We start from the raw sequence: 23,617 nt of genomic DNA, 5'->3' as shown, positions 1-23,617 counted from the left end.
TCCATTTCAGTTGCACCACCACGGCCCGCGACGGGCCGTGGTGGTGTCTCAGCCGGTCGTCCGGCAAGAGAAAAACGGGGATCAGAGCGCGTTGATCCGGTCAAGCAGCCCGTCGGGCCAGTCCTTGGCGTAATCGCTCTCCAGATAGACCTTCTGGACGTGCTCGCGGAAGGCGTCGCGATCGGGCGTGGTCACTTTCAAGCCCTTCTCTTCCAGCAGGCTCGTCCCCTCGGCCTCGGTGGCAAGCGTTCCCTCGTCCACAAAGGCCGCCTGCGCTTTCACCGCATCGCCCACGACCTTCTTCTCGTCATCGCTCAACCCGTCCCAGAAGGAGTTGGACATAGCAAAGAACAGCGGCGCGACCATGTGGGCTGTCAGAACGAGCTGCTCGCTCACCTCGTAGAATTTGGCGGCAATCATGTCACCAATCGGGTTTTCCAGGCCATCGACCGTGCCGGTGGACAGCGCCAGATAAACCTCGTCGAACGCAATCGGCGTCGGCTTGGCACCAAGCGCGCTGCCCAGGAACTGCCAGGTATCGGAACCGGGAACACGCAGCCTGAGACCTTGCAGGTCAGCCGGCGTTTTCACATCTTTGGCCTCGCGCAGGATCACATGGCGTGTGCCGAGATACTGCGAGCCCAAGATGGACACATCCATCTCGCCCGACACCCGGTCGCGATACTCCTGGCCGACGTCGCTGTCGTCGAACACCTTGTGAAGGTGATCGGCGTCGCGCAGCAGATAGCCAGCGGTATAGACCGAGTATTCGGGAATGTAGCCGGCGATGTCCTGCGGCGAGATCATGCCCACTTCGAGATTGCCACGCTGCATGGCCGGAATTTCGGTGCCCTGATCGAAGAGCGTGGCGTTTAGATGAACCTCCACTGCAAGCGAAGGCGCGTTGGCCTCGACCATTTCCTTGAACTTCATCAGGCCCTTGGCCTGCCATTCCGAATCCGGGCTGGGCGTCGAGATGCGGATAACCTTCTTGTCCTGGGCAAAGGAAACGCGCGACAGCGCCGGAGCCGCCAGCACCGCACCTGAGGCGGCGAGAAGTGTTCTGCGGGTAATGTTAGGAATGCCGTGCTTGCTGTTTTTCACTTTAGCTCTCCATGGGTTGGGTCAGCCCGGTTTTTCCCGGGCTGCTTTTGCAGATTTCTCGCTGGCCGCTTCGGCCAGAAGGCGCTCCACTTCAGCGCTGTTGTGGTTTTCTGCGAGTTGGCTGGCCATTTCGACGCTACCGTTGACGATGGCGTCCTTGAGGGCCCGATGATCTTCCAGAAGGTGATGATAGTCGCGCGCCGTCAAACCAATATGGGTCATCTGGAAACGCACCTGCTGGATCAGCTTCTCATGCTCCTGGACAAGCCGGCCATGCCCGGACATGCCAACCAGCACCCTGTGCAAATTGAAGTCCGCATCCATGATGGCCTCACGGACCCCTGCCTTGGCCGCCTTCTCCAGTTCGGCGAAAGCTTTCTCCAGCCGTGCCCGGCTTTCCGGCGTGGCGCGCTCTGCGGCCAGCCGCGCCGCCAGTCCTTCGAGCGCCGACCGCAACGTGTAAAGCTCCCACGCTTCATGGACGGAAGCGGGCGCAACTTCCCACTTCGTGAACGCAACCTGACTCACCAGCCCCTCGGTGGTCAGTTGCATCAGCGCCGAGCGAATGGTGCCGCGGCTAACCTCGAGATTGCGGGCCAATTCCGACTCCAGCAACCGGTGTGCCGGTGGCATGGTGCCATTGACGATCAGACGCCGGATACTGTTTGCGGCCTGGCGGTCCAGCAACCGGTCCTGGCTCTTCAGGCTTTCAAGAACGACCATTCTTGCCCTTCTCCTTTTGGTAATTGCAAGCAGACTGATCGTTCATACGACAAGCGCCTGCAATACCAAAGAGGGTCTCGTGCCCCAGCCACCACCTGTCAGGGAATGCGGATATCCGGACCTATCAATGACACGGCGGTCTTGCGGTTCGATACCCATGTTCCTCCCTCACCCGTCCGTCTTCGTTTCAGTGAAACAGTACAGGAATGGATAATCAAAATGCATGATTGGTCAATTGTCAACAATTGATTATAGATTGCCACAGACCAACCTGATGCCTCCACCTGATGTCTTCAGTTGACAGCATAGACGATTGCTGACAATAAACTATCGTCAGATAGCGAAGTGAGCAACATGCCATCCAGCATACGCATCGGTGTCGATATCGGTGGCACGTTCACCGATCTGGTTCTCGTGAGCGACCATGGCAAACGGCTCGCGAAGAAAGTTCCCTCAACACCCGAACATCCTGAAGCGGCGGTGCTTGCAGGCGTGGCCGAACTTCTGGCGCAAGCAGATCAGCGACCGGCCGATGTCACAGCGGTTGTGCACGGCACCACGGTCGGATCAAACGCCATTTTGCAAAAGTGCGGCGGCCGGATCGGTTTGATCACCACCAGGGGCTTCCGCGACGTGCTGGAAATTGGCCGCCTACGCACGCCCGGCATGTTCGATCTCACCTGGGACAAACCACCCCCATTGGTGCCGCGCGATCTGCGTTTCGAGGTAACGGAGCGCATTTCCGCCGATGGCAGCATTGTCACCGCCCTTGCTGAAGACGAATTGCGCGCTCTCGCACAGCCCATCAGAGCCGAGAAGCTTGATACGCTGGCGCTCTGTTTCCTCAACTCCTACCGCAACCCCTGCCATGAACTGCGCGCCGCAGAAATTCTGGGCGACGAGTTGCCCGATCTTGCCCTCACCACCTCTGTTTCCATCCTGCCTGAGCCGCGAGAATATGAGCGCACATCGACCACCGCGGTGAATGCTTATGTATTGCCTGTGATGCGCGAGTACCTCATCGCATTGCAGGCAGGCCTGTGCATTGCCGGCATCTCCGCTCCCCTGTTCATCAGCAATTCCAATGGCGGTCTCGCCCCGGTGCATGTTGCACAGAAGAAGCCGGTGATGTTCATTTCCTCCGGTCGCGCCGCGGGCGTGGCCGGAGCAGGCCACGTTGGCAAGCTCTCCGGCATTACCAATCTCGTCGCCTTCGACATGGGCGGCACCACGGCCTCGGCTTCGCTCATCAAGGACGGGGAACTGACCCGCACGACCGAATATGAATTCCGGGACGGCATCTCCACACCGAGCCGCTTCATCAAGGCCGGCGGCTACCTGATGCGGGTGCCAACGGTGGATGTGGCGGAAATCGGCAATGGCGCGGGGTCCATTGCCTATGTTGACGATGGCGGCCTGATTTGTGTCGGGCCCGTTTCCGCCGGTGCAAGCCCCGGACCCGCCTGCTACGGTACAGGTGGCCACCGCCCTACCCTCACCGACGCCAATCTCGTGCTTGGCTACCTCCCCGACCGGTTGGCAGGTGGCAGCATGTCGCTTTCACTTGATCTGGCAGCCGCCGCCATCGAAGAGCATGTGGCAAAGCCCGCAGGGCTGACCATCATACAGGCTGCACTGGGAATGCGAGCCATCGCCAACTCCAATATGTCACGCGCCATTCGCGCCGTCACAGTGGAACGCGGACAGGACCCGCGCGATTTCGTGCTCTTTGCCTTTGGCGGTGCCGGCCCCAACCATTCCTGCGACCTTGCCAAAAGCATCGGCATGGGCAAAGTGGTGGTGCCACCCGAACCGGGCGTTTTCACTGCCTCGGGCATGCTGGAGGCGGCAGTAGAATATTTTTTCATACGTTCTTTTTCCCGCGAGCCCGGCAAGATCGACCCGATGGAACTGCGCGAAACCGCTGTTTCGCTACGTCATCAGGCCAGCGAAGAATTGCGCGGCGAAGGCTTCGATGTAACGACCATCCGCTTCGGATTCGAGCTCGATATGCGTTTCTCAGGCCAGGATTCGGAACTTCAGATCGGGTTCGATCCCTTCGCGAAAAGCCTTTCCATCGACGACCTGAACGCCCGTTTTCTCGCCTCCTATGAAGACATGTTCGGATATGTCTCATCCGACGGCGTCGAGAGCGTCAATCTGCGCCTGCGCGCCCACTGGCCGATAGCCGGACAGGGCAAGACCGTAGCGGCAAGGCTTGCCGGTCCAGACGCAACGCCTGTATCCCGACGCTCTGTCTTTTCAAAGCCGACGCTAGTCCGCTCGTCACGCCGGTCTATGACCGCCATGAAGTGACAGGACCAGTCGAGGGGCCGGCCATTTTCGAAAGCGCCGACACCACTTTCACCATTCCGCCCGATGCGACAGCGCAACCGGACCCGCACGGCAACCTCGTGGTGACTTTCCGTGACTGATCCTTCCCGGACGTCCCACACGAAGGGCTTCAGGCCCGATCCGGTGAGCTTCGCGGTCATCAAATCCGCACTCGACGCCATAGTCGAAGAAATGGCCGGTACGGTCATGCGCACCGCCCGTTCGCCCATCGTACGCGACGTCCTCGACTATTCGGCGACGCTTTGCGACAGCAACGGCCAGATCCTCAGCCAGGCCAAGACGGTAGCACTACATCTCGGCGCGGTTCCGGACGCCATGAACGTGATCGTCGATCGTTTCGGCAAGACCGCGCGCGAAGGCGATGTCTACGTCCTGAACGATCCCTATGCCGGTGGCATGCATCTGCCCGACATATTCATGATCAAGCCGATCTTCTTCAAAGGACGGCTACAGGGATATTCAGTGGTCGTCGCCCATCACTGCGACATGGGCGGGCGCGTGCCGGGCTCCAACGCCGCCGATTCCACGGAAATCTACCAGGAAGGCCTGCGCATTCCGCCAATACGTCTGTTCGATGCGGGAAAACGCAACGAAACGCTTTTCGACCTGCTCCGCGCAAATGTGCGATTGCCGGCGCTGGTGCTCGGTGACCTCGACGCCCAATACGCAACCTGCTGCACTGGCGAACGGGAACTGATCCGGCTGATCGAACGCTATGGCAATGATGACCTGCGCGCCTATTTTGTCGCGCTGCTTGATTATGGCGAGGTCCTGACCCGCAAATCCATCGCCTCCTGGCCGGACGGAACCTACATCTTCGAAGATGCGATCGACGGCGACGGATTCACCACGGATACAATCCCCATCCGCTGCGCGATCACAGTCAAGGGCGACGCGCTGGAGATCGATTTCGCAGGTTCCTCGCCACAGGTTCGCGGCGCGATAAACGCTACCTTCTCCTTCACCAAGTCCGCAGCCTATCTGGCGGTACGCTGCGCGTTGGAACGCGATGTGCCCAACAATGCCGGCGTCTACCGCGCGATCACGGTCAAGGCACCGGACCATTCGATCCTCAAGCCCGACATGCCTGCCCCGGTTGCCGCGCGCGCGCTCACCGGCTACCGGGTCGTCGATACCGTACTTGGCGCATTGTCCAAAATCGCCCCTGCCCGGCTTATGGCGGCGGGTGAAGGCGGCAACACGGTCCTGTCCATGGGTGGTTACGACAAGAAGACCAGCGAACCCTTCGTGCTGGTGGACATGATCAACGGAGCATGGGGCGGCCGCGCTGACAAGGACGGCATCGAGGCAATTACCAATCCGGCCCAGAACATGTCGAACCTGCCAGTAGAAACTTTGGAAAAACAGTATCCGCTGCGCATAGAAGAATATTCCCTGCGTCCGGATTCTTGCGGTGCAGGGCAGTTTCGCGGTGGGCTCGGTCTGACCAGAACCTACCGAATACTCGTCAACGACACGATGCTGCAAGTGCGCGCCGACCGTATCAACACGCCACCCTACGGGATTGCAGGCGGACTGCCCGGCAGCCTGTCGCGCAACATCTTGAACCCCGACAGTGACAACGCCCCACTTCCCGGCAAACTCACCCGCATCGTCGACAAGGACACTGTGATCCGGCACGAACAGGCAGGCGGCGGCGGGAATGGCGATCCGCTGGAGCGCGCACTCGCCGCCATCGCGTTCGACATCAAGCAAGAAAAGATCACGCCGCAATATGCCATGCGCAATCATGGAATTCTCTTTTCCGGCGACGGTTCCATCGACAGCATGGCAACCGAGGCGAACCGGGAGCGACTCCGCGCCACCCACAACACCAAAAAGGAAATCCGCCAATGAACATTGAAAAAACAGCGGTTGTCACCGGGGGTGCCAGCGGGATCGGCGAAGCTACCGTTATGCGTTTCGCCACCGCTGGCTGGAACGTGGTGATTGGCGATATTAATGCAGCACGCGCAGAAACTGTGGGAGAGGCCGCGCGCGCGGCCGGTGCCGCGTCCGTCAGCGTGCTACCACTCGATCTCGCAGACGCCGAAAGCATCGCCGCGCTCGCCGCCCGCACCTATGAAAGACACGACTGCGTCGATGCGGTGATCAATTCCGGCGGCATCCTGCAAAACGGTATCCGCTTCACAGACATGCCGGTCGAGGAATTCGACGCCGTCTGGACGATCAATGTTCGCGGTACGTTACTGATCAATCAGGCCTTCGGCCGACGGATGACAAAGGCCGGCTCAGGTAGCATCATCAACATGTGCTCGCTGACCACCTATCGGCCCTCGCCCCAGCCAGCCTATGCCCCTGCGAAGGCGGCGTTGAAATCGATGACGGAAACGATGGCGGCCGATTTCGGTCCCTCGGGCGTCCGGGTCAACGCGGTCGCGCCAGGCTATACCCTCACGCCCGCCATGCAGGCGCGCATTGACGCAGGCGTTCGCGATCCCCAAGCCATTCTCGACAAGTCCGCAATAAAGCGGCTGGTTCAACCGTCCGATGTCGCGGAAGCAATCTTCTTCCTTTGCTCGGATGCCGCCTCGGCAATTACCGGGGTCGTGCTACCGGTGGATTGCGGCTGGCTCGCCTACTCGGCCTATGCGTCCTACGCGTCGCAGCCAGAATAAGTTGCCACATTGCTCAAGAAACCGGCCAGATTGCATCCAGCCCTACCTTTGAAAGGTTAGTTGAAGTTCAGATACATCGTCTTCTTCTGGAAATATCCCTCGATGCCATATTTGCCGTCCTCGCCTCCAATGCCACTGTCGCGAAGGCCGGCATGATGCGCCTGAACCACGTCGCCACCCGGCTTGTTCACATATATCTCACCGAATTTCAGCTCGCGCGTAAGACGCATGATACGGCGCATGTCCTTGGTGAAGACATAGGCCGATAAACCGTATCGGCTCTCATTGGCCAGCCGCATCGCCTCGTCAAAATCACCGACGCGCATGATCGGTATGACCGGGCCGAAGACCTCGTTCTGCATGATCTCCATGGCGTTGTCGTCAACGTTCATGACCGTCGGCTGGAACCAGTGGCCCTTTGAAAATTCACCGCCGGACATCCGCTTGCCGCCGGTGAGGATTTCGGCGCCCGCGCCAACGGCGGTACCGACCATGGCCTCCACTTTCTCCAGTTCATCGCGGCTGAATTTGGGACCAACATCCACAAGCTGGCGCGGATCGCCCACCTTGAGCGCTTCCACCGCCTTGATGAAACGTTCGGTGAACTCGTCAGCAATCTTTTCATGCACATACATGCGCTCGTTGCAGATGCAAATTTGGCCGCAATTCTCGAAGCGCGACAACACCGCCGCATTCACCGCAGAGGCAATGTCGGCATCCTCCGCGACCACGAATGGCGCCTTGCCACCCAGTTCGAGCCGCAGCACCTTGAGGTCGTCGGCAGCCGAGCGGAAAATCGCCTTGCCCGCCCGTATACTGCCGGTAAGGGTGACGAGGCGCGTATAAGGATGCGTCACCAGGGCCTGGCCCAGACCTTCCCCCGTGCCCGACACGACGTTGATGACGCCGGCGGGGAAACCAGCCTCGACAGCAAGCTGCGCGATTTCGAAACTCGAGAGCGGGGTGCCTTCATGCGGCTTGACGACCACGGTGTTGCCGGCCAGTAGCGCCGGGCCGATCTTGCGGCACATCAGTGCAGCCGGATAGTTCCAGGCCGTTAACGCCACGACGACACCGTGGGCGACTTTCTGGATCCAGATCTGCTCGTTGGGATTGTCCGAGGGTATGATATCTCCGGTCACGCGGCGCGCTTCTTCAGCCGCATATGAAAGATAAAGAGCAGCCCCTCGATTTCGCCGCGCGCTTCGGCAAGTGGTTTGCCCTGCTCGGCAATAATGATCTGCGCCAGCCTTTCGCGATTCTGGAGGATCAGCCGCGCGAGACGCTTGAGAAGTTCCGCGCGCTCGATCGGTGGCAAAGCTTCCCAATCGGGCTGGGCACGCCAGGCCGCCGACAGCGCACGGTCGGCATCGGCCTCGCTGCCGCGCGGCACCGATGCGATGATCTCCTCCGTCGCCGGATTCTCGACCTCGATCCATTCCTTGACTGTGGAATCGATCCATTCGCCATCAATGAAATGACGATAGCGGTCAGAACCTTTGACCAGTTCCTTCATAGCCTGCAAAGCAAAAACTCCTGTATCCCGGTCGGCTTGGATCGGCGGGCAACGCCGCCACAAGACAAAACAGCGCCGTTCCTGCGGGGCAAACAGCGCCCTACGGGCACCAACCCTCCCTCCGGCGCGATCTCCATGCCGCGCCGTGTCTGCCTTGCGCGCATATACAATTGCCCGGTGACCGGTCTCCGTCAAGAAGAATGTTGACAATTAGCGATTAATCCTGTCACGTACCGATCATCACACTCACGGCAAGAGCTCACCTCCGCGATGTCATTTCCGCCACCCTCAAGGTACCTTTCGACAGCCATCGCAACACCTGTCACCACGAGCCTGCGCCCCGATTCTGAACGCCTGATTGCCTTTGCACGCCACCTGTTCAGCTACGGCGTCGACGGGATCACCATTTTTGGCACGACCGGCGAAGGCCCGGAGTTTTCCGTCCGCGACCGTATGGCGACACTTGATGCGCTCATCTCGGCGGGGATCGAACCGAGGCGGATCATCGTTTCAGCGGGCGCACTCGCCTTCGAGGATTCGGTGACTCTGGCGCGCCACGCCACCGGACACGGTGTCCATGGCTGCCTTCTGATGACGCCCTGCATGTATCGCGGTGGAATCACAGATGATGGCGTTTTCGAGTTCTACCGCCAGATCATCGAGCGGATCGGACGCGACGACCTGCGCCTCTTCGTCTACAACTTCCCTGACATTTCGGGCGTTACCGTTTCGCTGCGCGTCCTGCGCCGACTGGCGGAGAAATATCCGGGCATCGTCGTCGGCGTGAAAGACAGCGGCGGCGATCCAAACCTGACCCGGCAATACATCCTCTCTTTTGCGGAAATGTCGATCTACACCGGAAACGAAATCGACCTGCCGGAATTGAACCCGCTGGGCCTCGCGGGCACGGTCTGCGGCCTCGCCAACATCATGCCCGGTTTCATGCGAACTCTCGCTGATATCCGCAACAGCTACGAAGGCCGGCCGCTGGTTGAAGCGCTGCGAAACGCCGACGCTGTTCTATCGCGATACCCGTTCATCCCTTCGGCAAAGGCAATCATTGCCGACACGATGGGAGATACGAACTGGCTGCGGCTGATGCCACCGATGGTCCCGCCGCCCGCCGTGCAGCGTGCGCAGATGGTCGCGGCCTACCGGAAATGGGAGCAATCCGTATCCCACCTGCTGCACGTGCCCGACAATGCCGCTTCGGGCAACAATGTCACCCCGATCAGGATTGCCTGACCGGCGAGCAGATCATGGGCGAAGCCTCCACCTCGCCAGCATCCAGCGCCAGTTGGATCGCGACGAGCCGGACTACGAAAACCAATAGCCCACGCCGCATGAACGGCGGATTTTCCGAGAAAGGATACGAACATGGCCTGGAGCGGCGTCTTCCCTGCAGTAACCACAAAACTCAAGGCCAATGGCGGCTTCGACCCCGATGCCATGGCGCACAGCATCGAAAGACTGATCGAAAACGGCGTTTCCGGGATAATCGTTTTGCCGATGCTGGGCGAGAACGCATCGCTCAGCCAGAAGGAACGCGATGAAGTGCTCGACCTCTCCGTCTCGACCGTCGCGGGGCGTGTACCCCTGCTCTCGGGCCTTGCCGCGATCTCGACCGCCGACGCCGTCTCGATGGCGAAGAATTGCCAGCAGCGCGGCCTCAACGGCCTGATGGTGTTCCCCAGCCTCGCTTACAAGACGGACCGGCGCGAAACGATCGCCTGGTACAAGGCCGTCGCCTCGGCCAGCGACTTGCCGATCATGATTTACAACAACCCGATCGCCTATAAGGTCGACGTCGACATACCGACGCTCAAAGGCCTGCGCGACGTCGATACGATCACCTGCATCAAGGAAGAAACCGGCGATATCCGGCGCGTTACCGACCTCTATAATGCATATGAAGACCGTTTCGCCGTCTTCTGCGGTGTCGACGACCTCATCCTCGAAAGCCTTGCCCTTGGTGTTACCGGATGGGTCTCTGGCATGACGAACGCATGGCCGAAAGAATGCGTCGAAATCTTCAATACCGCGCGCGCAGGCAAGTTCGATGCAGCCCGCCCGCTTTACAGGCTGATGACGCCGGCTTTCCACCTCGATACGGATGTAAAGCTGGTCCAATACATCAAGCTGGCAGAAAAAATCGTCTATGGCGCTCCCGCTGGCGTGCGCCCACCGCGGCTGGAACTCGAAGGCGAGGAACTCGCGCACGTCACAGCGGTGATTGAAAAGACCGTCAAGGATCTCGCGCGTTACCGGCCTGTCACCGACTGATCGAACAATACGGGCACCCGGAACATACCGGCGCCCGTATCCCCTTTGCGAACGAAAATGGATGCGCCGAAATTGCGTTATGTCTTGGTGGCGGCCTTGTCGGATTCCAGCCTGCCGCCATTGGCCCAGTCATGCGGTGCAACGTCATTGTAGATGACCGACACCACTTCGGGGCTGCATCCCAGAATGTCCGACGCCAGTTCCGTGACGGACCGGGCGAACTCGCCTTTCTGCTCGAGCGTGCGTCCCGACAGCAGTTCCACTCTTATAACCGGCATGAAATTTACTCCCTGATCGCCAAATCAATGCCTCGTCGCATCGCAGCCTCGTAGCACTCTATAGCCAGGCGTTGATGTGCCAAGGGGCGAATTCATCTTCCCCGTAGCCAAGCAATTCGCTTTTCGTCGCCTTTCCCGAAGCCGTGTCGAGCATGAGTTGGAATATGCGCTCGCCCATCGCCTCATGCGTCTCCTCGCCGTCAAGCACGGTGCCGCAGTTGAAATCCATATCGTCGCTCATCCGCCGATACATCGGCGTGTTGGACGCAAGCTTGATCGAAGGGCTGGGACGGCAGCCGAAACAGGAACCGCGCCCCGTCGTGAAGGCGATCAGATTGGCACCTGCCGCCACCTGCCCTGTCGCGGAGACTGGATCGAAGCCCGGCGAATCCATGAAGATCAGCCCTTTCTTCGTTACCGGCTCCGCATAATGAATCACGTCCACGAGATTTGTGTTGCCGCCCTTGGCAACCGCACCCAGGGATTTCTCCAAAATGGTCGTCAGCCCGCCTTCCCGATTACCGGGAGACGCATTACCGTCAAAGCCATGCGGCTCGCGTTTGGTGTAGTCCTGCCACCAGTCGAGCAACGAGATCAGCCGCTCGCCAACCTCATGACTTATCGCACGTTCGAGCAGTAAATTCTCGGCACCATGAATTTCAGGCGTTTCTGAAAGGATTGCCGTGCCACCACAGGCGACAAGTCGATCAACCGCGATGCCGAGCGCAGGATTTGCCGTCAGCCCCGACAGCCCATCCGACCCGCCGCATTGCAAGCCCATGACCAGTTCGGACGCGGGCACGGCGCTTCGCTCGGCCTTCGCCGCGACCGCCAGCATTTCCTCCACCTCCATGACACCGGCCGAGATCGTCGCACGGGTTCCACCCGTTTCCTGAATCGAGAGCGTACGCAGCATCGGCCCTGGGACAAGGTGCTGATCATCCAGCATCGTGGTGATCTGGTTGTCTTCACAGCCCAGCCCAACGATGAGCACGCCCGCGAAATTCGGATGACGCACATAGCCGCCGAGTGTTCGGCGCAGCATGTCCATACTGGTCGAACCATCGGAAACGCTACAACCGGATTTATGGGTCAATGCGACAACGCCGTCGACACCGGGATAGGCCTCCAGCATACCCGGTCCGCTGAAATGGTCCGCGATCTTTCGTGAGACCAGGCTCGAACAGTTCACCGACGCGATGACCCCGATGTAATTGCGCGTACCGGTCTTGCCGTCGCCACGGCGATACCCTTGAAAGACCGGCACATTCGCTGCCTCGACGAAGCGCGTATTCCGCAGGCGCGTGCCAATTTCACGTATCGCGTGAGAAGGCTCGTAGCCAAGATTGTGTTCGTGAACCCAACCGCCTGCCAGGATGTCAGTGAGCGCCCGGCCGATGACCTGCCCCATGCGGCGGACCTCGTCGCCCTTCGAGATATCAGCAACAGCGACCTTGTGGCCGGGCGGCACGCGCTCGACAGCGACAGGCCCGAAGCCCGCCATCGTCTCCCCCATATCGAGCCCATCTACGGCAATAGCCACCTGGTCGGATTTTTGCATGTGTAAGAGTCTTTTCAAGACGATCTCCGGTTAGGGTGGGCAACCAGGCCCCTGAATGGAATGCGGCGGGCCTGCGAATCCGCCGGATTACCAGCGGTCAAGCGAGAATGTATGATGGTAGCGCCAATATGAATGATTGTCAGCAATCATAAATAATAGTCGAAAAAATGATTCAGCGCTGCATAGAGCGCCAAGAGCAAAGTGCTCGAAACCTGGAAGGCATCTCACGTGCTGAATCCATTCACCGACAAGATTGCACCCTCCAGCCTGACCTATTAGGGAAGTGGCATGCCGGATTCCCACCAGTTGCCAGCCGACCCTTTTGACAAGCTCAGGATCGACAACCTGATCGAATTGCGAAACCGGCTCGCCCCCGACGACACCATAGTTTGTCTCGGTAACGGCCCCTCCTCAGAGGACAGTCGCCTCACCGATTATGAGAAGGTGACCCTCTTCCGCGTCAACTGGATCTGGGCGAAACGCAATTGGCTAGGTGCGCCCGATCTTGTCATTACGGGCGATCCCGATCTGGTGCGTATAGAGAAGCAGCCGGTGGTCGCCTTCCCGACCCGCGCGATCGGCCAGCCTATCCTGCTGGATCATTACACCAATTGCCACCTCCCAACGGCCGGGTTCTCATTTCTCGACCGGTTCAGCCCCGTGCTAGCAGATTTGTCCGGTCCGCAAATTCCGACCAATGGAGCGCTCATGGTCGCGCTGGCCGCCGCCCTTCAACCACGCCGGATGGTAATTGCCGGCATCGATCTCTACCGCCATCCGCTCGGCAAATATCCCGGCGCAGCCGACAATTTTGAAGGCTATACCAGCCAGCACAGCGCAGCAGTCGATCTCGCCCTGATAGGTCGCGCCCTGGCGACCTATCAGGGCGATCTAATCATCCTGAGCGAAAATCTGCACGGCGCGCTGGGCAGTTGACGATTGGCTTGAGCACCGGATCAGCCTTGGCAAGCGAAGCATCAGTCTTAATGAACGCCATCGGAGTTGTGCTTCCCTATGGAGGGCTGGCTGGCCAGATTGAATGCTAAGAAGCGAGCGGAAGTGGAGAGTTCCCGGCGCTCAAATGTTAACTTGCCAAACCTGCAATGGTTCTCGAAGGCGTTCCAACCAATGGCAGGAGCACAGCCTGCAACGAATGATAGATATCCGGCTTGCCAGAAAATTGGCCCTGAACCGGTTTGCCATCTCCATCGAGTTCGGGAAACCAGCCGCCGTGATCGTGGTCAACCAGGTGATCATGTGCAAACCGCCACAGTCTTCGGTACCATATCTCGTCTTTATCGTGGGGGTCAGCGCGCTGAAGGGCCGCGATTGCGCCGATCGCCTCTGCGACAGGCCACCAGTAGCGATCCCGAATGGCGATGTTTCCGGAATAATCAAGTGTGTAGCATAGCCCGCCATCCGGCAGCCAGGCGTCGGCAAGAGCCTGCTCTATCAATCTGCGTGCCCAAACGAGTGACTGGCCTTTGGGGCGACCCGCCAGATCCCAATGCTGGATGAGAAGACGGCCAAGCTCCAGCGAATGTCCAGGTGTCGTACCCGCCGGCCTGAACATCGGGTTGCCAGCGTAACCAGTATCCACCTGCCATTCCTCGGTGTAATGTTCCGGGATGCGCCATTCATGGGTCGATGCAATCTGGCCCACGAAAAAATCCAGAACCCGGCCCGCGCGCTGGAGATATTGGTCATTTGCCGTCGCCTCGAAGGCCGCCAGCATGGCCTCAATCCCATGCATGTTGGCGTTCATGCCGCGGTAGGTAGAAAGCGTTGACCAGTCGCTATGAAACTCTTCACGCAGTAATCCCCGATCTTCATCCCAGAAATGCCGGTCGAGTACCGAAGTCACGTCCGCAATGAGACGGTTGGCATCGGGGTGGCCAAGTTGCTTCGCGCTTGCACCCGCCAGAAGGACGAAGACATGACCATAAGCCAGTTTCGAGGCATCGACCGCGTTCCGGCCATTGAGCGACCAGTAATATCCACCATGCGTGGGGTCGCGATGGTTATGCCACAGATATGCCATGCCGGCATCGATGATCGCCGCTGTATCGCTGTCGCCGAAAGCCGCACCCAAGGCATAGGAGTGGATCAGCCTCGTGGTGATGTGCAGTTCCTGCGGGACATCCTGGCGGGGCGTTCCATCCCACTCCAGAACATCGAAACCGCCATCCTTGCGCAGACTTGAGCGGAAAAAGTCTAGCTGGCAACGGGCATTATCGGCCAGCCATGATCGATGAACCGGATCGTCGCACCAGTTTCCATCGAAATCCGTGCTGGCCATGACTTGGCTTTCAGGCAATTCCGTTTCTCCTAATGCACATCGCGTCCAAAGGGGTTCATGCAGGGTGCTTTAAGCCCTTGTTTTGTGCATATCGTTGTCTGAAAAACCGCTGCACACTTTTGGGTGACATGCACTAGCGTTTGACGAAAAGCTTGCCCGGTGATGAGAAAAACAGTGTTTGTTGTCGGGCGCAATCTGGCCACACCATGTTGCCCCAGCGATAGCAGTTTTCGGGAAAAGCGACAGCCTCCAGCTTGAAGTGTAGATCAGTCGGCACTTGCGGGACATCTCCAATCAGCTCCCAACTCTGGGATGAAAGAGGTATTCACAAGCATACCAGTTCGCTCATCTGATCCGTCTACCTGAATCTCATTTCGCATGGCTCAAATCTTGCCACCATGTTTCGTGCGTACGGCATGCAAGGCCCAGGGTGCCCGCACTTTCGGATTGTCCAGGAACGCGACGGTCAGCCCAAGCCCTGGGTCGGCATCTGTTCCATTCCCGAAAAGCTTGTTCGCCAAGGTGGCCGGCGCCAGCTTGATTACGGGCGGAGGCGGACCATAGCCACCGCCGGTGGTCGTATAGACGCTGCCGAAGAACCAATTGTCGTTCCATCTGCCACCAAGGCAATCCGCGGCGCTGGCCTTGCCACGCAAGATACCGGTTTTGCTCTCATAGTGCCGTTTCACATCGCCACAGCTCTGTTGGTATTGCACGACCCCCAAGTGTTTGTTCCGTTGCCTGCCTTGTAAGTCTCCGTATCAGACTTCAGCTTCATCAAGGTCATCAAACAGGCGGTATGAAAGCCGACAGCATGGGCTCGCCGAATGGGGGCTGCGTCATCGGGCCAAACGATCTTGCCGCTGCGGACCTGCTCGATAAAGGCGCTGAGGTTGCCCCAATCCGCAACCAAGGCGATCAATGCCTGCTCGACTGACTGGATCGTCTGCTCAAACACGTCGTGCAAAGCAATCTCCATCTCCTGGATCTTTGCCTTTACGTGCCCCTTGTCGGACCTGGAGGATGCGGCGATCTTCCACAACTGGCCAAAGACGAAGCCGACCATCGGATGGGCGCTTCCAAGGAGTTTGCCCGCGATCGCCATGGCCAGTTCCATTGACAGCGTCACTGACGACTTGGCGTCGCAAAGGCCGTACTTGGTGTTCAGCCGCAACATAAAGCCCATGTCGGCAAACATTTGATCGCGGACATTGTTGCGGAGTTTGCCGCCGGAATCGAACCACTCGCGAGCAATTTCAAAGAACCGCAATTCCTCTCGCAGATGGTCGATGACTTCGTTCCACGCACGTTTGTTCATACGGAAAGGGCGTTTCAGCCGTTCCAAATCGCCAGGCTTTAGATTCTTGCCGCCATCTTCATGTGGGACGATCCCGCCAAATTGCTTGACGATTTCTTTGTAGGCCGTTGCCTGATGGCCTTTGTAGCTTTCCGGTGGAAAGGCCATCCCGCTGGCGTTGCGTTCCAGAATGGCTTTCCAGATGTCCTCGGTCGGATCACTTGCAAGGCTGTTCACTTGCCCCAGATCGGGTCGGATTGTCGAGATTACGGCATCCAGATCCATTGGACCTCTGGATGGTGGCGGTGCGGGCAGAGACACGACAAGCGCCTCGCGCTGCACCGTCAATCCGTCATGAGGCAAAGCGGCGAGTGCTTGTTTCACCAACGTCTCATCCGTTTCATCTGCGTCGGGAAGACGAATGACCTCTCTTGGTAATGGAGTGCGTCCTCTCAGGTCTATGTCGGTAGCCCGCTGGACAAGTGGCGCTGGCAAACGATCGCGGAGCTTCTTGAGCGATGCGGCGACATTACAGGGCTGCGTCTGCAAAACGACAAGATCCATCACGATCACCTTCCAGAATTGAAGCCCCCAGACAAGAGTTAATGCCGTTGGGTGCCAAATCGCAAACTTTTGAAGGGCTGTTTCCTGTATTTTTCCGAAGGGTTATGAGACATCCTCGGGGAGATTACAGCTTTTCACGAAGCGCTTCGTAAGGTGCATTTCCGTCCTGGCATGATTTGTCGGGAATTACTCGTCGTCAACATAGACGTTGATGAAATCCGCGTAGACTTCGACATGGATCAACGGCGTCCCATTGACCACAGCTCGCCTCGCATCTCGAGAAAATTTCCCGTTGTTCAGCATTCTTTCGAGTCGGGCTCGGTTGGCCTTGTTTTTGAAATAATGATCTGGCTCATCATCGAGATCATAGGAGCCAAATACCCAATAGTTTGCACGATCCTGGCGAATAATTGCCGCGGCACTTTTGAGACGTGTGCCGGAAGAATTGAAATGGTCAGCCTTGCCTAATCGCGCGGTGTAACTATCCAACAATTGCTGGGCGGGTGCTGCCGATATGGTGAGCAAAAGGCAGATTGTTGCAACGAATATTGCCTTCATTGTTACCTCCGGATGCGATGGAAACACTATACCAAGAAACCAGAATTGGTGCCACTTGGTTTGGCGGAAGAAAAGGCGATTTCAAGCAGTAGCTGCCGCAACGGTTTTGCAGCCATAGAATGAGTCAAGACCCGGACAAGCCTTCCCGAAGCAATCTCCTCTTCAACTTCGCCAAGCGCGATGTGCTTTAGGCTGCCGGTGCCGGCGACGGCGACCAATACGGCGAGGCGGCCTGCGGTAATCCTCGATCATCTTTCGAATGGGACTTATATACGTGTATGATCCACGCTAGCGGGCCGCCCGATAAGTCCAATCAGTACGCGCGCACCATAAATAGCCAGTATTCTGACCACCGTTGACAACTTGATGGCGTCAGTCACAAACCTTCGCATTGATGACGACCTGTACGCCGCTTTTCACCAGTTTCAGGCCTCGTCGAATGGCATCCTCAGCTTCCTCGATCGTCGTTGCGACGATGCCAGTTCCTCCGGCAGCTTCGACAATTTTTTCGAGATCGAGCGGTGCTTCAAAACGTCCTTCGGGATATCCCGCACGCGCGGCATGGCCTTCCGGATGCAACATCGCGGTCGAGCGCGCAACGGCGCGCCAGCCACCATTGTTGAAAATGATCGTAAGGAAAGGTGTCTTGTTGGCGCTGGCTCCCCAATGAACCGCCGATGGTGATCCGAATATATAGCACCCGTCGCCTTGCAGGCACACGACGTCACAATCGGGCCGCGCAAGCTTGGCACCAAACGCAGCCGGCAACCCCAGTCCCAGACCGCTGCCGGCCTCGCCCATCAGGCGATAGGGTAAATTCTTGGCAAGCTGACGCAGAATACGCGTGTCGTTCGTCACCGTCTCGTTAATGATCAGGGCCTCGTCACCACAAATGTCAGCTACAATGCGGGCCAGTCGCGCGACTGTAAGTTCGCTACCTTGCGCTTCTGCCTCCCAAATCTTTCGGTTGACATTGTGCCGCTCGGCAAGCGCGGACATTCTAGCATCGAAGGCAGTTTGATCGGTAACGGGCACGACCTTTCCATGTTGCGTTAGTGCCTTCAGCGTGGCCCGTGTGTTGCACTGAATGAACTGGTGTCCATGCAAGGTTCGCATCGGCATGCGCGTTTCACTAGGATCTTCGCCTATCCAGATGACACGCGCATCTTTACGGGGCTGTTCAAGAGTTGGGATCCACGGAACAGGGCAATCTGCGGAGATAATAAGGTCGGCATCACGCAAAAGGTCGATCTTGGCGTCGGTATAATAGCCCTGATGCAGGCTGTGGTCTGCTGGCATGTTCGTATAGAACGGCCGGATTTCGACAACAGGAACACCAAAAGTTTCGGCAAACTCCACCAACGCTTCCACCGCGCCATCTTCGGCACCAAGCGATGTCGTCATGAGCAGCGGCGCCTTGGCTGCACGCAAGGCACCAGCTATCTCTTCAATCGTTTCGGGCGCGGGGACAGTAGCGGCAAGTGGGGGCATCGGCGGGAGAGCGACTTCCGCACTGACTGCTTCTTCAAGAGGTTCACGACTTGCTGTCATGTAGACCGCGCCGCGCGGCCGTGAATTTGCCAACTGCAAGCCGCGTGCAACGCTTGCCGGGAACACCTGACCACTGCGAACTTCATATTCCCATTTCACATACTGGCGCACACTGCCGCGTTGATCGTAGACGTCTTGCATCCAGTGGACATAATGATCGCGCCCGCCAAAACGTTCACCCATTTCAGACCAAGGAGAGAGGCCGGCGAATATCAGCACAGGCAGCCGGTTACGGGCCGAATTGTGCAAACCCGCACCGAGATTAAGCGTTCCGACATCAACATGAGCAATCACAGCCTGTCCACGGCCGGAAAAATGCGCATAACCCAGTGCCCCGTTGAGCGCGACTGCCTCATGCTGGCATAAAACCAACCGTGGTATTTCCGCCATTTCCGGTGATGCGGCGTGCTTCGACCAACTCTCGATCAAACCGGCATGGTCTGTGCCAAACACAGAAAAAGCAACGTCTACGCCACCCGCGCTCAGCGCTTCCAGAAATGCGTCGCTTGCAGTACGTGTGGTTGAAGTCGACATGAAAATATCTCCAAAATGAAATCAGCCGTAGCGGTTGCCACCACCGTACCAATCGGGGAAATCGCGACCGAGACGGACCACGACATTCTGCTCCTTGCAGTAGGAGCGAAGTGCATGCCAGCCGTTTTCCTTACCGTAACCGCTCGATCCGAAACCGCCCCATATCGAGGCCGGGTCGTTTTTATGATGGTCGTTGATCCAAACAATGCCCGACCGCAGTTTGCGCACAAAACGGTGTGCGCGACCGATATCACGCGTCCAAACCGATGCGCCAAGGCCGAATTCACTGTCGTTGGCAAGCGTCAGTGCATCAGCCTCATCATCGAATGGAGCAACTGACAATACCGGCCCGAAAATCTCTTCGCGCACGATGCGCATATCGGGCCGCGTGTCGGCAAAGATCGTCGGCTGAAGGAAGAACCCCTGGTCGAAGGGAGCCGGAAGTTGAGAACGTTCACCGCCTGCAATCAGTCGTGCGCCTTGCGAACGCGCCGATTCGATATAATCGAGGGAGCGATCGAGTTGCGATTGAGAGATGAGCGGGCCCATGTCCGTCGCGGCGTCCATTGGATCGCCAACCTTTAGCGTATTGGCTTTGGCAGCAAACGCTTCCACAAAGCGATCATAAATGGAACGCTGGACAATAAACCTTGTGCCCGACACACAGGTCTGCCCGGACGCGATGAATCCGGCGAAAGCACTCGCCGCTATCGCCTCGTCAAGCGGTGTATCGTCAAAGATCACAACCGGTGCCTTGCCGCCAAGTTCCATCACCGTTGGAACAAGGCGCGTTGCGGCAATGCCAGCGACGATACGACCGGTGTCGGTGCCGCCTGTCAGGTCGATCTTGGCGATGCGAGGAGCTTCGCACAGTGTCGTTCCGACAATGCTACCCTTTCCCGACACCACATTTAGAACGCCAGCCGGAAGCCCGGCCTTGCATGCCAGTTCAGCAAACAGCAGCGGGGTAAGAGGCGCCAGTTCAGCCGGCTTGGCTACAACGGTATTGCCCGCCGCAAGTGCTGGTGCCAGCTTCTTCAGGAAAATCAGCAGGGGGTGGTTCCACGAGGTAATCATGGCAACAGCGCCGATTGGGCTGAGTTGCGTATAATTGAGATACTCTCCACGAAACGGAGTCACGCTGCCGTCGAGACCACGCGCAATGCCGCCAAAATGGTAAAACCATTCCGGCAGGCGGGCAAGTTGGGCGCGCATCTCACGGATAGGGCGCCCGGTGATGCGCGATTCCAATTCCGCAAATTCGGGGATGCGCTGGGAAAGTGCATCACCAATAGCTCTCAGCACATGCCCTCTATCCATCGGATCAAGTGCCGACCAGCGTCCGTCGTCAAAAGCCGCGGCAGCGGAAGCAACCGCTGCTTCCATGTCGGCAACTGTAGCGCTGGCAGCCGTTCCAACAAGCTCCCTACTGGCGGGGCTACGGACTTCTATGCGCTTTTGTTGGCCTGATTCGCGAAAATCGCCGTCGATAAAAAGTCCGAGTTCCAACTTCGCGGGCATATGTCTCTCCCCATCATATCGTCGGCCCCATTCATTCGGGATGACGACAATACACACGAGTACGATAATTACGTTAAGGTATACAGGCAAGATAATTTTGTATAATAATATGGTTGGATTTTGAACGTTGCGCCGCCGTGCCCTATACCGCCACATCAGTTGCGGCAAGAATGCAGGTTCTTGAGTCAACGCAATTTGAACGGATATGGCATGAGGAAAGCGGTCTCCATTGCAGAGTTGCGCCGGCGTGCTGCCCGTCGGATTCCGCGTGTCGTCTTCGACTTCCTGGATGGCGGAGCGGGACATGAAACCGGCTTGCGGCGCAACAAGGAAGCGTTGGACAATTTGCCTTTGCTTCCGCGCGCGCTTGTCGATGTCGATGTCATCGACACGTCATGTACCTTGTTCGAACGCCGCTGGTCACTTCCCTTTGGCATAGCCCCAATCGGCATGGCCGGATTGGTATGGCCCGGCGCCGAGAAGGCTCTTGCACGCACGGCCCTCAAGGCCGATATACCTTTCACCCTTTCGACGGCCGGCACCACCTCCATCGAGGATTTGGCTGAAGTTGCTGACGCAAATGCCTGGTTTCAACTCTATGTTGCGCGCTCCCCTGAAGTCGCTGACGATCTTGTCGCGCGCGCCGACCGCGCGGGCTACGAAGTCATGATGGTCACAGTCGATGTGCCCATGCCAGCGCGCCGATTGCGCGACATGACCAATGGGTTCGGACTGCCCATGCGCCCATCATTGTCATTGGCTCTGGACATAGCATCGCGGCCACGCTGGTCGTTGGCAACACTGCGCAACGGTATGCCGCGTCTTGAAACGATTGCGCGCTATGCACCCAAGGGCAGCGGTGCCCAATCGCTGGCAGCGCATATGTCATCGCAATCCACCGGGAGACTCGACTGGGAACTGCTTAAGCGCCTCCGAGATCGCTGGCCGCGCCGTCTTGTGGCCAAGGGAATTTTAAACCCGAAAGATGCCAAAATGGCACGCGATATCGGTGTAGATGCGGTAGGAATCTCGAACCATGGCGGCCGTCAACTGGAGGGTTCGGTTTCAACCCTTGAAGCCCTACCAGCCATTCGCGAGGCCGTCGGCGCTGATTATCCCCTGATTTTCGATGGTGGCATTCGTTCAGGAGAACACATTGTCAAAGCACTTGCCGCAGGCGCGGATTTTGTATTGGTGGGGCGTGCCTTCATGTATGCGCTTGCCGCAGGCGGCCTACAGGGCGGCGACGACACAATCGATATCTTGAAGCATGAGCTGGTGGCGACGATGGCCCAATTGGGAGCGCCCGCCATCAAGGATCTCAACTCGGATCATATCTTTCGCTGACCCCGTCATTTGTCAGGTGAGTTCAACCAGTCGTGGCCTGCGCCTATGCCAGTCTGTAGCTCCCTCGTAGGCGTGGCCGGCGCTACACAACAGCGCCTCCGAAAAATGCGGGCCGACGAACTGGAACCCCATCGGGATGCCCATACTGCTGAAGCCGCAGGGTACGGTGATTGTTGGATGCCGAGAGACATCGAACGGTGCGGTGAAGGGGCCGATGGCCAGAATTGCCTCGGGGTCTTCCCCAAGCGAAGACATATATTCCATGGTCGGTCCAGCGACAGGCAGACCCGGAACGATCATCAGATCGACATCGGCAAAAATACGGTTGACCTGTCCCTCGAACTCGCGCCGAGCCTTCTGGCATTGGGCAAGTTCGGTGCCGCCATAACCCAAACCGCGCTCGATCAGCGCAGTGAGCCGAGGTCCATAATCGGCTGCTTGCGCGGGATAAGTGCCCTTATGTGCGATTGCCGTTTCGACCGCACATTCGACCGCCCATCCGCGCAGGATTGTCTCGGTTTCGGGAAAGGAAATATCGACCATTTCGGTACCGAGTTTCGTGATGATGGAAACTACGTCCTCCATTGCACTCACCACCTCATCCGTCGATTTTGAACGGATAAAGCGCCAGTCAATGCCAACCTTGAGACCTGAGATGCCACGCTCAAGCGTGGCCAAATAGTCGGGAACCTCGGCAAGGCTGGAGGTCGGATCGGCAGGGTCGGCACCAGCAATTACACCGAGCATGGCGGATGCATCGGCGACAGTCCGGCACATAGGTCCGACATGATCAAGCGATTCCGCAAGCGGGAATACACCGTGCCTGCTCACACGTCCCCAAGTCGGCTTGATGCCCACGACACCGCAGCAGGAAGAAGGCAATCTGATCGAACCGCCCGTGTCTGTGCCCAGTGCGCCATAACACAAGCCCGCAGCAACCGCGACGCCTGCTCCACTTGAAGACGTTCCCGTCCAGTGCTTGTCCCCCCAGGGGTTAACCGGCGCTATGGTCGTCGGGTGATGGTCGGCGTAAACGCCTTCGGTGAGTGTCAGCTTGCCAAGAATGATGCCGCCCGCCGCCTCAAGGCGCGTCACCACTGTGGCGTCATAGGGTGCCTGCCATTCAGCGAAAACCGGGCTACCCAAACCTGTCTTGATACGTGTCGTAAAGATTGCGTCCTTCAGCCCTAAAGGAACTCCATGAAGGAGGCCGCGCCAGTTTCCAACCTTAATATCTTTCGCTGCCGCATGGGCCTGCCGCAGCGATGATTCGGCGGCCACCTGCGCAAAGCTGTGCAGGTGTTTGTCGACGGCCTCAATCTTGAGCAGCAGTTTTTCGACAACCTCTACCGGACTAACAGCCCCGGTGCGCATGGCTTCTGATGTTTCGACAAGACTGGAGTCTGTAAGAGACGTCATTGTTGCGTCCTTCAACGTTACAAATGAGTGGTTAGCCGGTCTGCCAATGTGTTTGACCCCTGCCCGTG

General features: G+C 58.2%; 19 protein-coding genes and 1 pseudogene. 8 read left to right on the top strand and 12 right to left on the bottom strand.

Annotated elements, in window-relative coordinates:
• Nucleotides 1-81 precede the first annotated feature (81 nt).
• Together dctP and AC0L7S_RS13350 are read right to left on the bottom strand one after the other, a co-directional pair.
• Nucleotides 82-1,104: a TRAP transporter substrate-binding protein DctP gene (gene dctP / locus AC0L7S_RS13355; RefSeq protein ID WP_473471506.1), complete on the bottom strand. Its 1,023-nt coding sequence runs from the start codon at nt 1,102-1,104 to the stop codon at nt 82-84.
• Nucleotides 1,105-1,125: 21 nt separating this feature from the next.
• Nucleotides 1,126-1,827 carry a GntR family transcriptional regulator gene (locus tag AC0L7S_RS13350; protein WP_473471505.1) on the bottom strand — a complete coding sequence of 234 codons (702 nt, stop codon included), beginning with the start codon at nt 1,825-1,827 and terminating at the stop codon, nt 1,126-1,128.
• A gap of 354 nt (nt 1,828-2,181) precedes the next feature.
• Between AC0L7S_RS13350 and AC0L7S_RS13345 the strand changes: the two genes are divergently transcribed.
• The 4 genes from AC0L7S_RS13345 to AC0L7S_RS13330 are packed head-to-tail and all read left to right on the top strand — an operon-like array spanning nt 2,182 to nt 6,821.
• A complete protein-coding gene (locus AC0L7S_RS13345) occupies nt 2,182-4,143 on the top strand; it encodes a hydantoinase/oxoprolinase family protein (protein ID WP_473471504.1) in 1,962 nt (653 codons plus the stop codon).
• Nucleotides 4,140-4,262: a hypothetical protein gene (locus tag AC0L7S_RS13340; protein WP_473471503.1), complete on the top strand. Its 123-nt coding sequence runs from the start codon at nt 4,140-4,142 to the stop codon at nt 4,260-4,262. The genes AC0L7S_RS13345 and AC0L7S_RS13340 overlap by 4 nt, the downstream gene beginning before the upstream one ends.
• Nucleotides 4,255-6,039: a hydantoinase B/oxoprolinase family protein gene (locus AC0L7S_RS13335; RefSeq protein ID WP_473471502.1), complete on the top strand. Its 1,785-nt coding sequence runs from the start codon at nt 4,255-4,257 to the stop codon at nt 6,037-6,039. Before AC0L7S_RS13340 ends, AC0L7S_RS13335 begins: the two co-directional genes overlap by 8 nt.
• Nucleotides 6,036-6,821, top strand: a complete 786-nt coding sequence (locus tag AC0L7S_RS13330; protein ID WP_473471501.1) for an SDR family NAD(P)-dependent oxidoreductase — start codon at nt 6,036-6,038, stop codon at nt 6,819-6,821. The genes AC0L7S_RS13335 and AC0L7S_RS13330 overlap by 4 nt, the downstream gene beginning before the upstream one ends.
• A gap of 56 nt (nt 6,822-6,877) precedes the next feature.
• Here AC0L7S_RS13330 and aldA read toward each other — a convergent pair.
• Nucleotides 6,878-8,337 (bottom strand): annotated as a pseudogene (gene aldA, locus AC0L7S_RS13325) (aldehyde dehydrogenase).
• 270 nt (nt 8,338-8,607) lie between these two features.
• On the opposite strand from aldA, the gene AC0L7S_RS13320 reads away from it, so the two are divergent.
• Nucleotides 8,608-9,582 carry a dihydrodipicolinate synthase family protein gene (locus AC0L7S_RS13320; protein ID WP_473471500.1) on the top strand — a complete coding sequence of 325 codons (975 nt, stop codon included), beginning with the start codon at nt 8,608-8,610 and terminating at the stop codon, nt 9,580-9,582.
• Between the two features lie 132 nt (nt 9,583-9,714).
• Complete coding sequence (locus AC0L7S_RS13315) at nt 9,715-10,620, top strand: dihydrodipicolinate synthase family protein (RefSeq protein ID WP_473471499.1); 906 nt, start codon at nt 9,715-9,717, stop codon at nt 10,618-10,620.
• A gap of 77 nt (nt 10,621-10,697) precedes the next feature.
• On the opposite strand, the gene AC0L7S_RS13310 is transcribed toward AC0L7S_RS13315, so the two are convergent.
• Together AC0L7S_RS13310 and AC0L7S_RS13305 are read right to left on the bottom strand one after the other, a co-directional pair.
• Complete coding sequence (locus AC0L7S_RS13310) at nt 10,698-10,898, bottom strand: tautomerase family protein (RefSeq protein ID WP_473471498.1); 201 nt, start codon at nt 10,896-10,898, stop codon at nt 10,698-10,700.
• Between the two features lie 58 nt (nt 10,899-10,956).
• On the bottom strand, nt 10,957-12,459 hold the full coding sequence (locus tag AC0L7S_RS13305) for a UxaA family hydrolase (protein ID WP_473474289.1): 1,503 nt from the start codon (nt 12,457-12,459) through the stop codon (nt 10,957-10,959).
• A gap of 288 nt (nt 12,460-12,747) precedes the next feature.
• On the opposite strand from AC0L7S_RS13305, the gene AC0L7S_RS13300 reads away from it, so the two are divergent.
• Entirely contained in the window at nt 12,748-13,395 is a 648-nt protein-coding gene (locus AC0L7S_RS13300) for a hypothetical protein (protein WP_473471497.1), read from the top strand.
• 148 nt (nt 13,396-13,543) lie between these two features.
• Here AC0L7S_RS13300 and AC0L7S_RS13295 read toward each other — a convergent pair whose 3' ends face one another.
• The 6 genes from AC0L7S_RS13295 to AC0L7S_RS13270 all read right to left on the bottom strand — a co-directional run bounded on the left by AC0L7S_RS13295 (nt 13,544) and on the right by AC0L7S_RS13270 (nt 20,783).
• Complete coding sequence (locus AC0L7S_RS13295) at nt 13,544-14,776, bottom strand: AGE family epimerase/isomerase (RefSeq protein ID WP_473471496.1); 1,233 nt, start codon at nt 14,774-14,776, stop codon at nt 13,544-13,546.
• 365 nt (nt 14,777-15,141) lie between these two features.
• Entirely contained in the window at nt 15,142-15,447 is a 306-nt protein-coding gene (locus AC0L7S_RS13290; protein ID WP_473471495.1) for a hypothetical protein, read from the bottom strand.
• Nucleotides 15,444-16,622, bottom strand: coding sequence for a hypothetical protein (locus tag AC0L7S_RS13285; protein WP_473471494.1), 1,179 nt, complete (start codon nt 16,620-16,622; stop codon nt 15,444-15,446). The genes AC0L7S_RS13290 and AC0L7S_RS13285 overlap by 4 nt, the downstream gene beginning before the upstream one ends.
• A 183-nt stretch (nt 16,623-16,805) precedes the next feature.
• Entirely contained in the window at nt 16,806-17,177 is a 372-nt protein-coding gene (locus AC0L7S_RS13280; RefSeq protein WP_473471493.1) for a hypothetical protein, read from the bottom strand.
• 372 nt (nt 17,178-17,549) lie between these two features.
• Nucleotides 17,550-19,262, bottom strand: a complete 1,713-nt coding sequence (locus tag AC0L7S_RS13275; protein ID WP_473471492.1) for a thiamine pyrophosphate-requiring protein — start codon at nt 19,260-19,262, stop codon at nt 17,550-17,552.
• 21 nt (nt 19,263-19,283) lie between these two features.
• Nucleotides 19,284-20,783, bottom strand: a complete 1,500-nt coding sequence (locus tag AC0L7S_RS13270) for an aldehyde dehydrogenase (protein WP_473471491.1) — start codon at nt 20,781-20,783, stop codon at nt 19,284-19,286.
• A gap of 210 nt (nt 20,784-20,993) precedes the next feature.
• Here AC0L7S_RS13270 and AC0L7S_RS13265 point away from each other — a divergent pair, with 210 nt between their 5' ends.
• A complete protein-coding gene (locus tag AC0L7S_RS13265) occupies nt 20,994-22,130 on the top strand; it encodes an alpha-hydroxy acid oxidase (protein ID WP_473471490.1) in 1,137 nt (378 codons plus the stop codon).
• Between the two features lie 12 nt (nt 22,131-22,142).
• Here AC0L7S_RS13265 and AC0L7S_RS13260 read toward each other — a convergent pair whose 3' ends face one another.
• Entirely contained in the window at nt 22,143-23,549 is a 1,407-nt protein-coding gene (locus AC0L7S_RS13260; RefSeq protein WP_473471489.1) for an amidase, read from the bottom strand.
• Nucleotides 23,550-23,617 lie beyond the last annotated feature (68 nt).

The organism is Mesorhizobium sp. G2-6-1, from assembly GCF_055809095.1.
This window is presented reverse-complemented; position numbering and strand designations above follow the sequence as displayed.

Coding starts and splice junctions, on each gene's coding strand:
- AC0L7S_RS13350 (WP_473471505.1), bottom strand. CDS start 1,827: ATGGTCGTTCTTGAAAGCCTGAAGAGCCAGGACCGGTTGCTGGACCGC.
- AC0L7S_RS13345 (WP_473471504.1), top strand. CDS start 2,182: ATGCCATCCAGCATACGCATCGGTGTCGATATCGGTGGCACGTTCACC.
- AC0L7S_RS13330 (WP_473471501.1), top strand. CDS start 6,036: ATGAACATTGAAAAAACAGCGGTTGTCACCGGGGGTGCCAGCGGGATC.
- AC0L7S_RS13320 (WP_473471500.1), top strand. CDS start 8,608: ATGTCATTTCCGCCACCCTCAAGGTACCTTTCGACAGCCATCGCAACA.
- AC0L7S_RS13315 (WP_473471499.1), top strand. CDS start 9,715: ATGGCCTGGAGCGGCGTCTTCCCTGCAGTAACCACAAAACTCAAGGCC.
- AC0L7S_RS13310 (WP_473471498.1), bottom strand. CDS start 10,898: ATGCCGGTTATAAGAGTGGAACTGCTGTCGGGACGCACGCTCGAGCAG.
- AC0L7S_RS13305 (WP_473474289.1), bottom strand. CDS start 12,459: ATGCAAAAATCCGACCAGGTGGCTATTGCCGTAGATGGGCTCGATATG.
- AC0L7S_RS13300 (WP_473471497.1), top strand. CDS start 12,748: ATGCCGGATTCCCACCAGTTGCCAGCCGACCCTTTTGACAAGCTCAGG.
- AC0L7S_RS13280 (WP_473471493.1), bottom strand. CDS start 17,177: ATGAAGGCAATATTCGTTGCAACAATCTGCCTTTTGCTCACCATATCG.
- AC0L7S_RS13275 (WP_473471492.1), bottom strand. CDS start 19,262: ATGTCGACTTCAACCACACGTACTGCAAGCGACGCATTTCTGGAAGCG.
- AC0L7S_RS13270 (WP_473471491.1), bottom strand. CDS start 20,783: ATGCCCGCGAAGTTGGAACTCGGACTTTTTATCGACGGCGATTTTCGC.
- AC0L7S_RS13265 (WP_473471490.1), top strand. CDS start 20,994: ATGAGGAAAGCGGTCTCCATTGCAGAGTTGCGCCGGCGTGCTGCCCGT.
- AC0L7S_RS13260 (WP_473471489.1), bottom strand. CDS start 23,549: ATGACGTCTCTTACAGACTCCAGTCTTGTCGAAACATCAGAAGCCATG.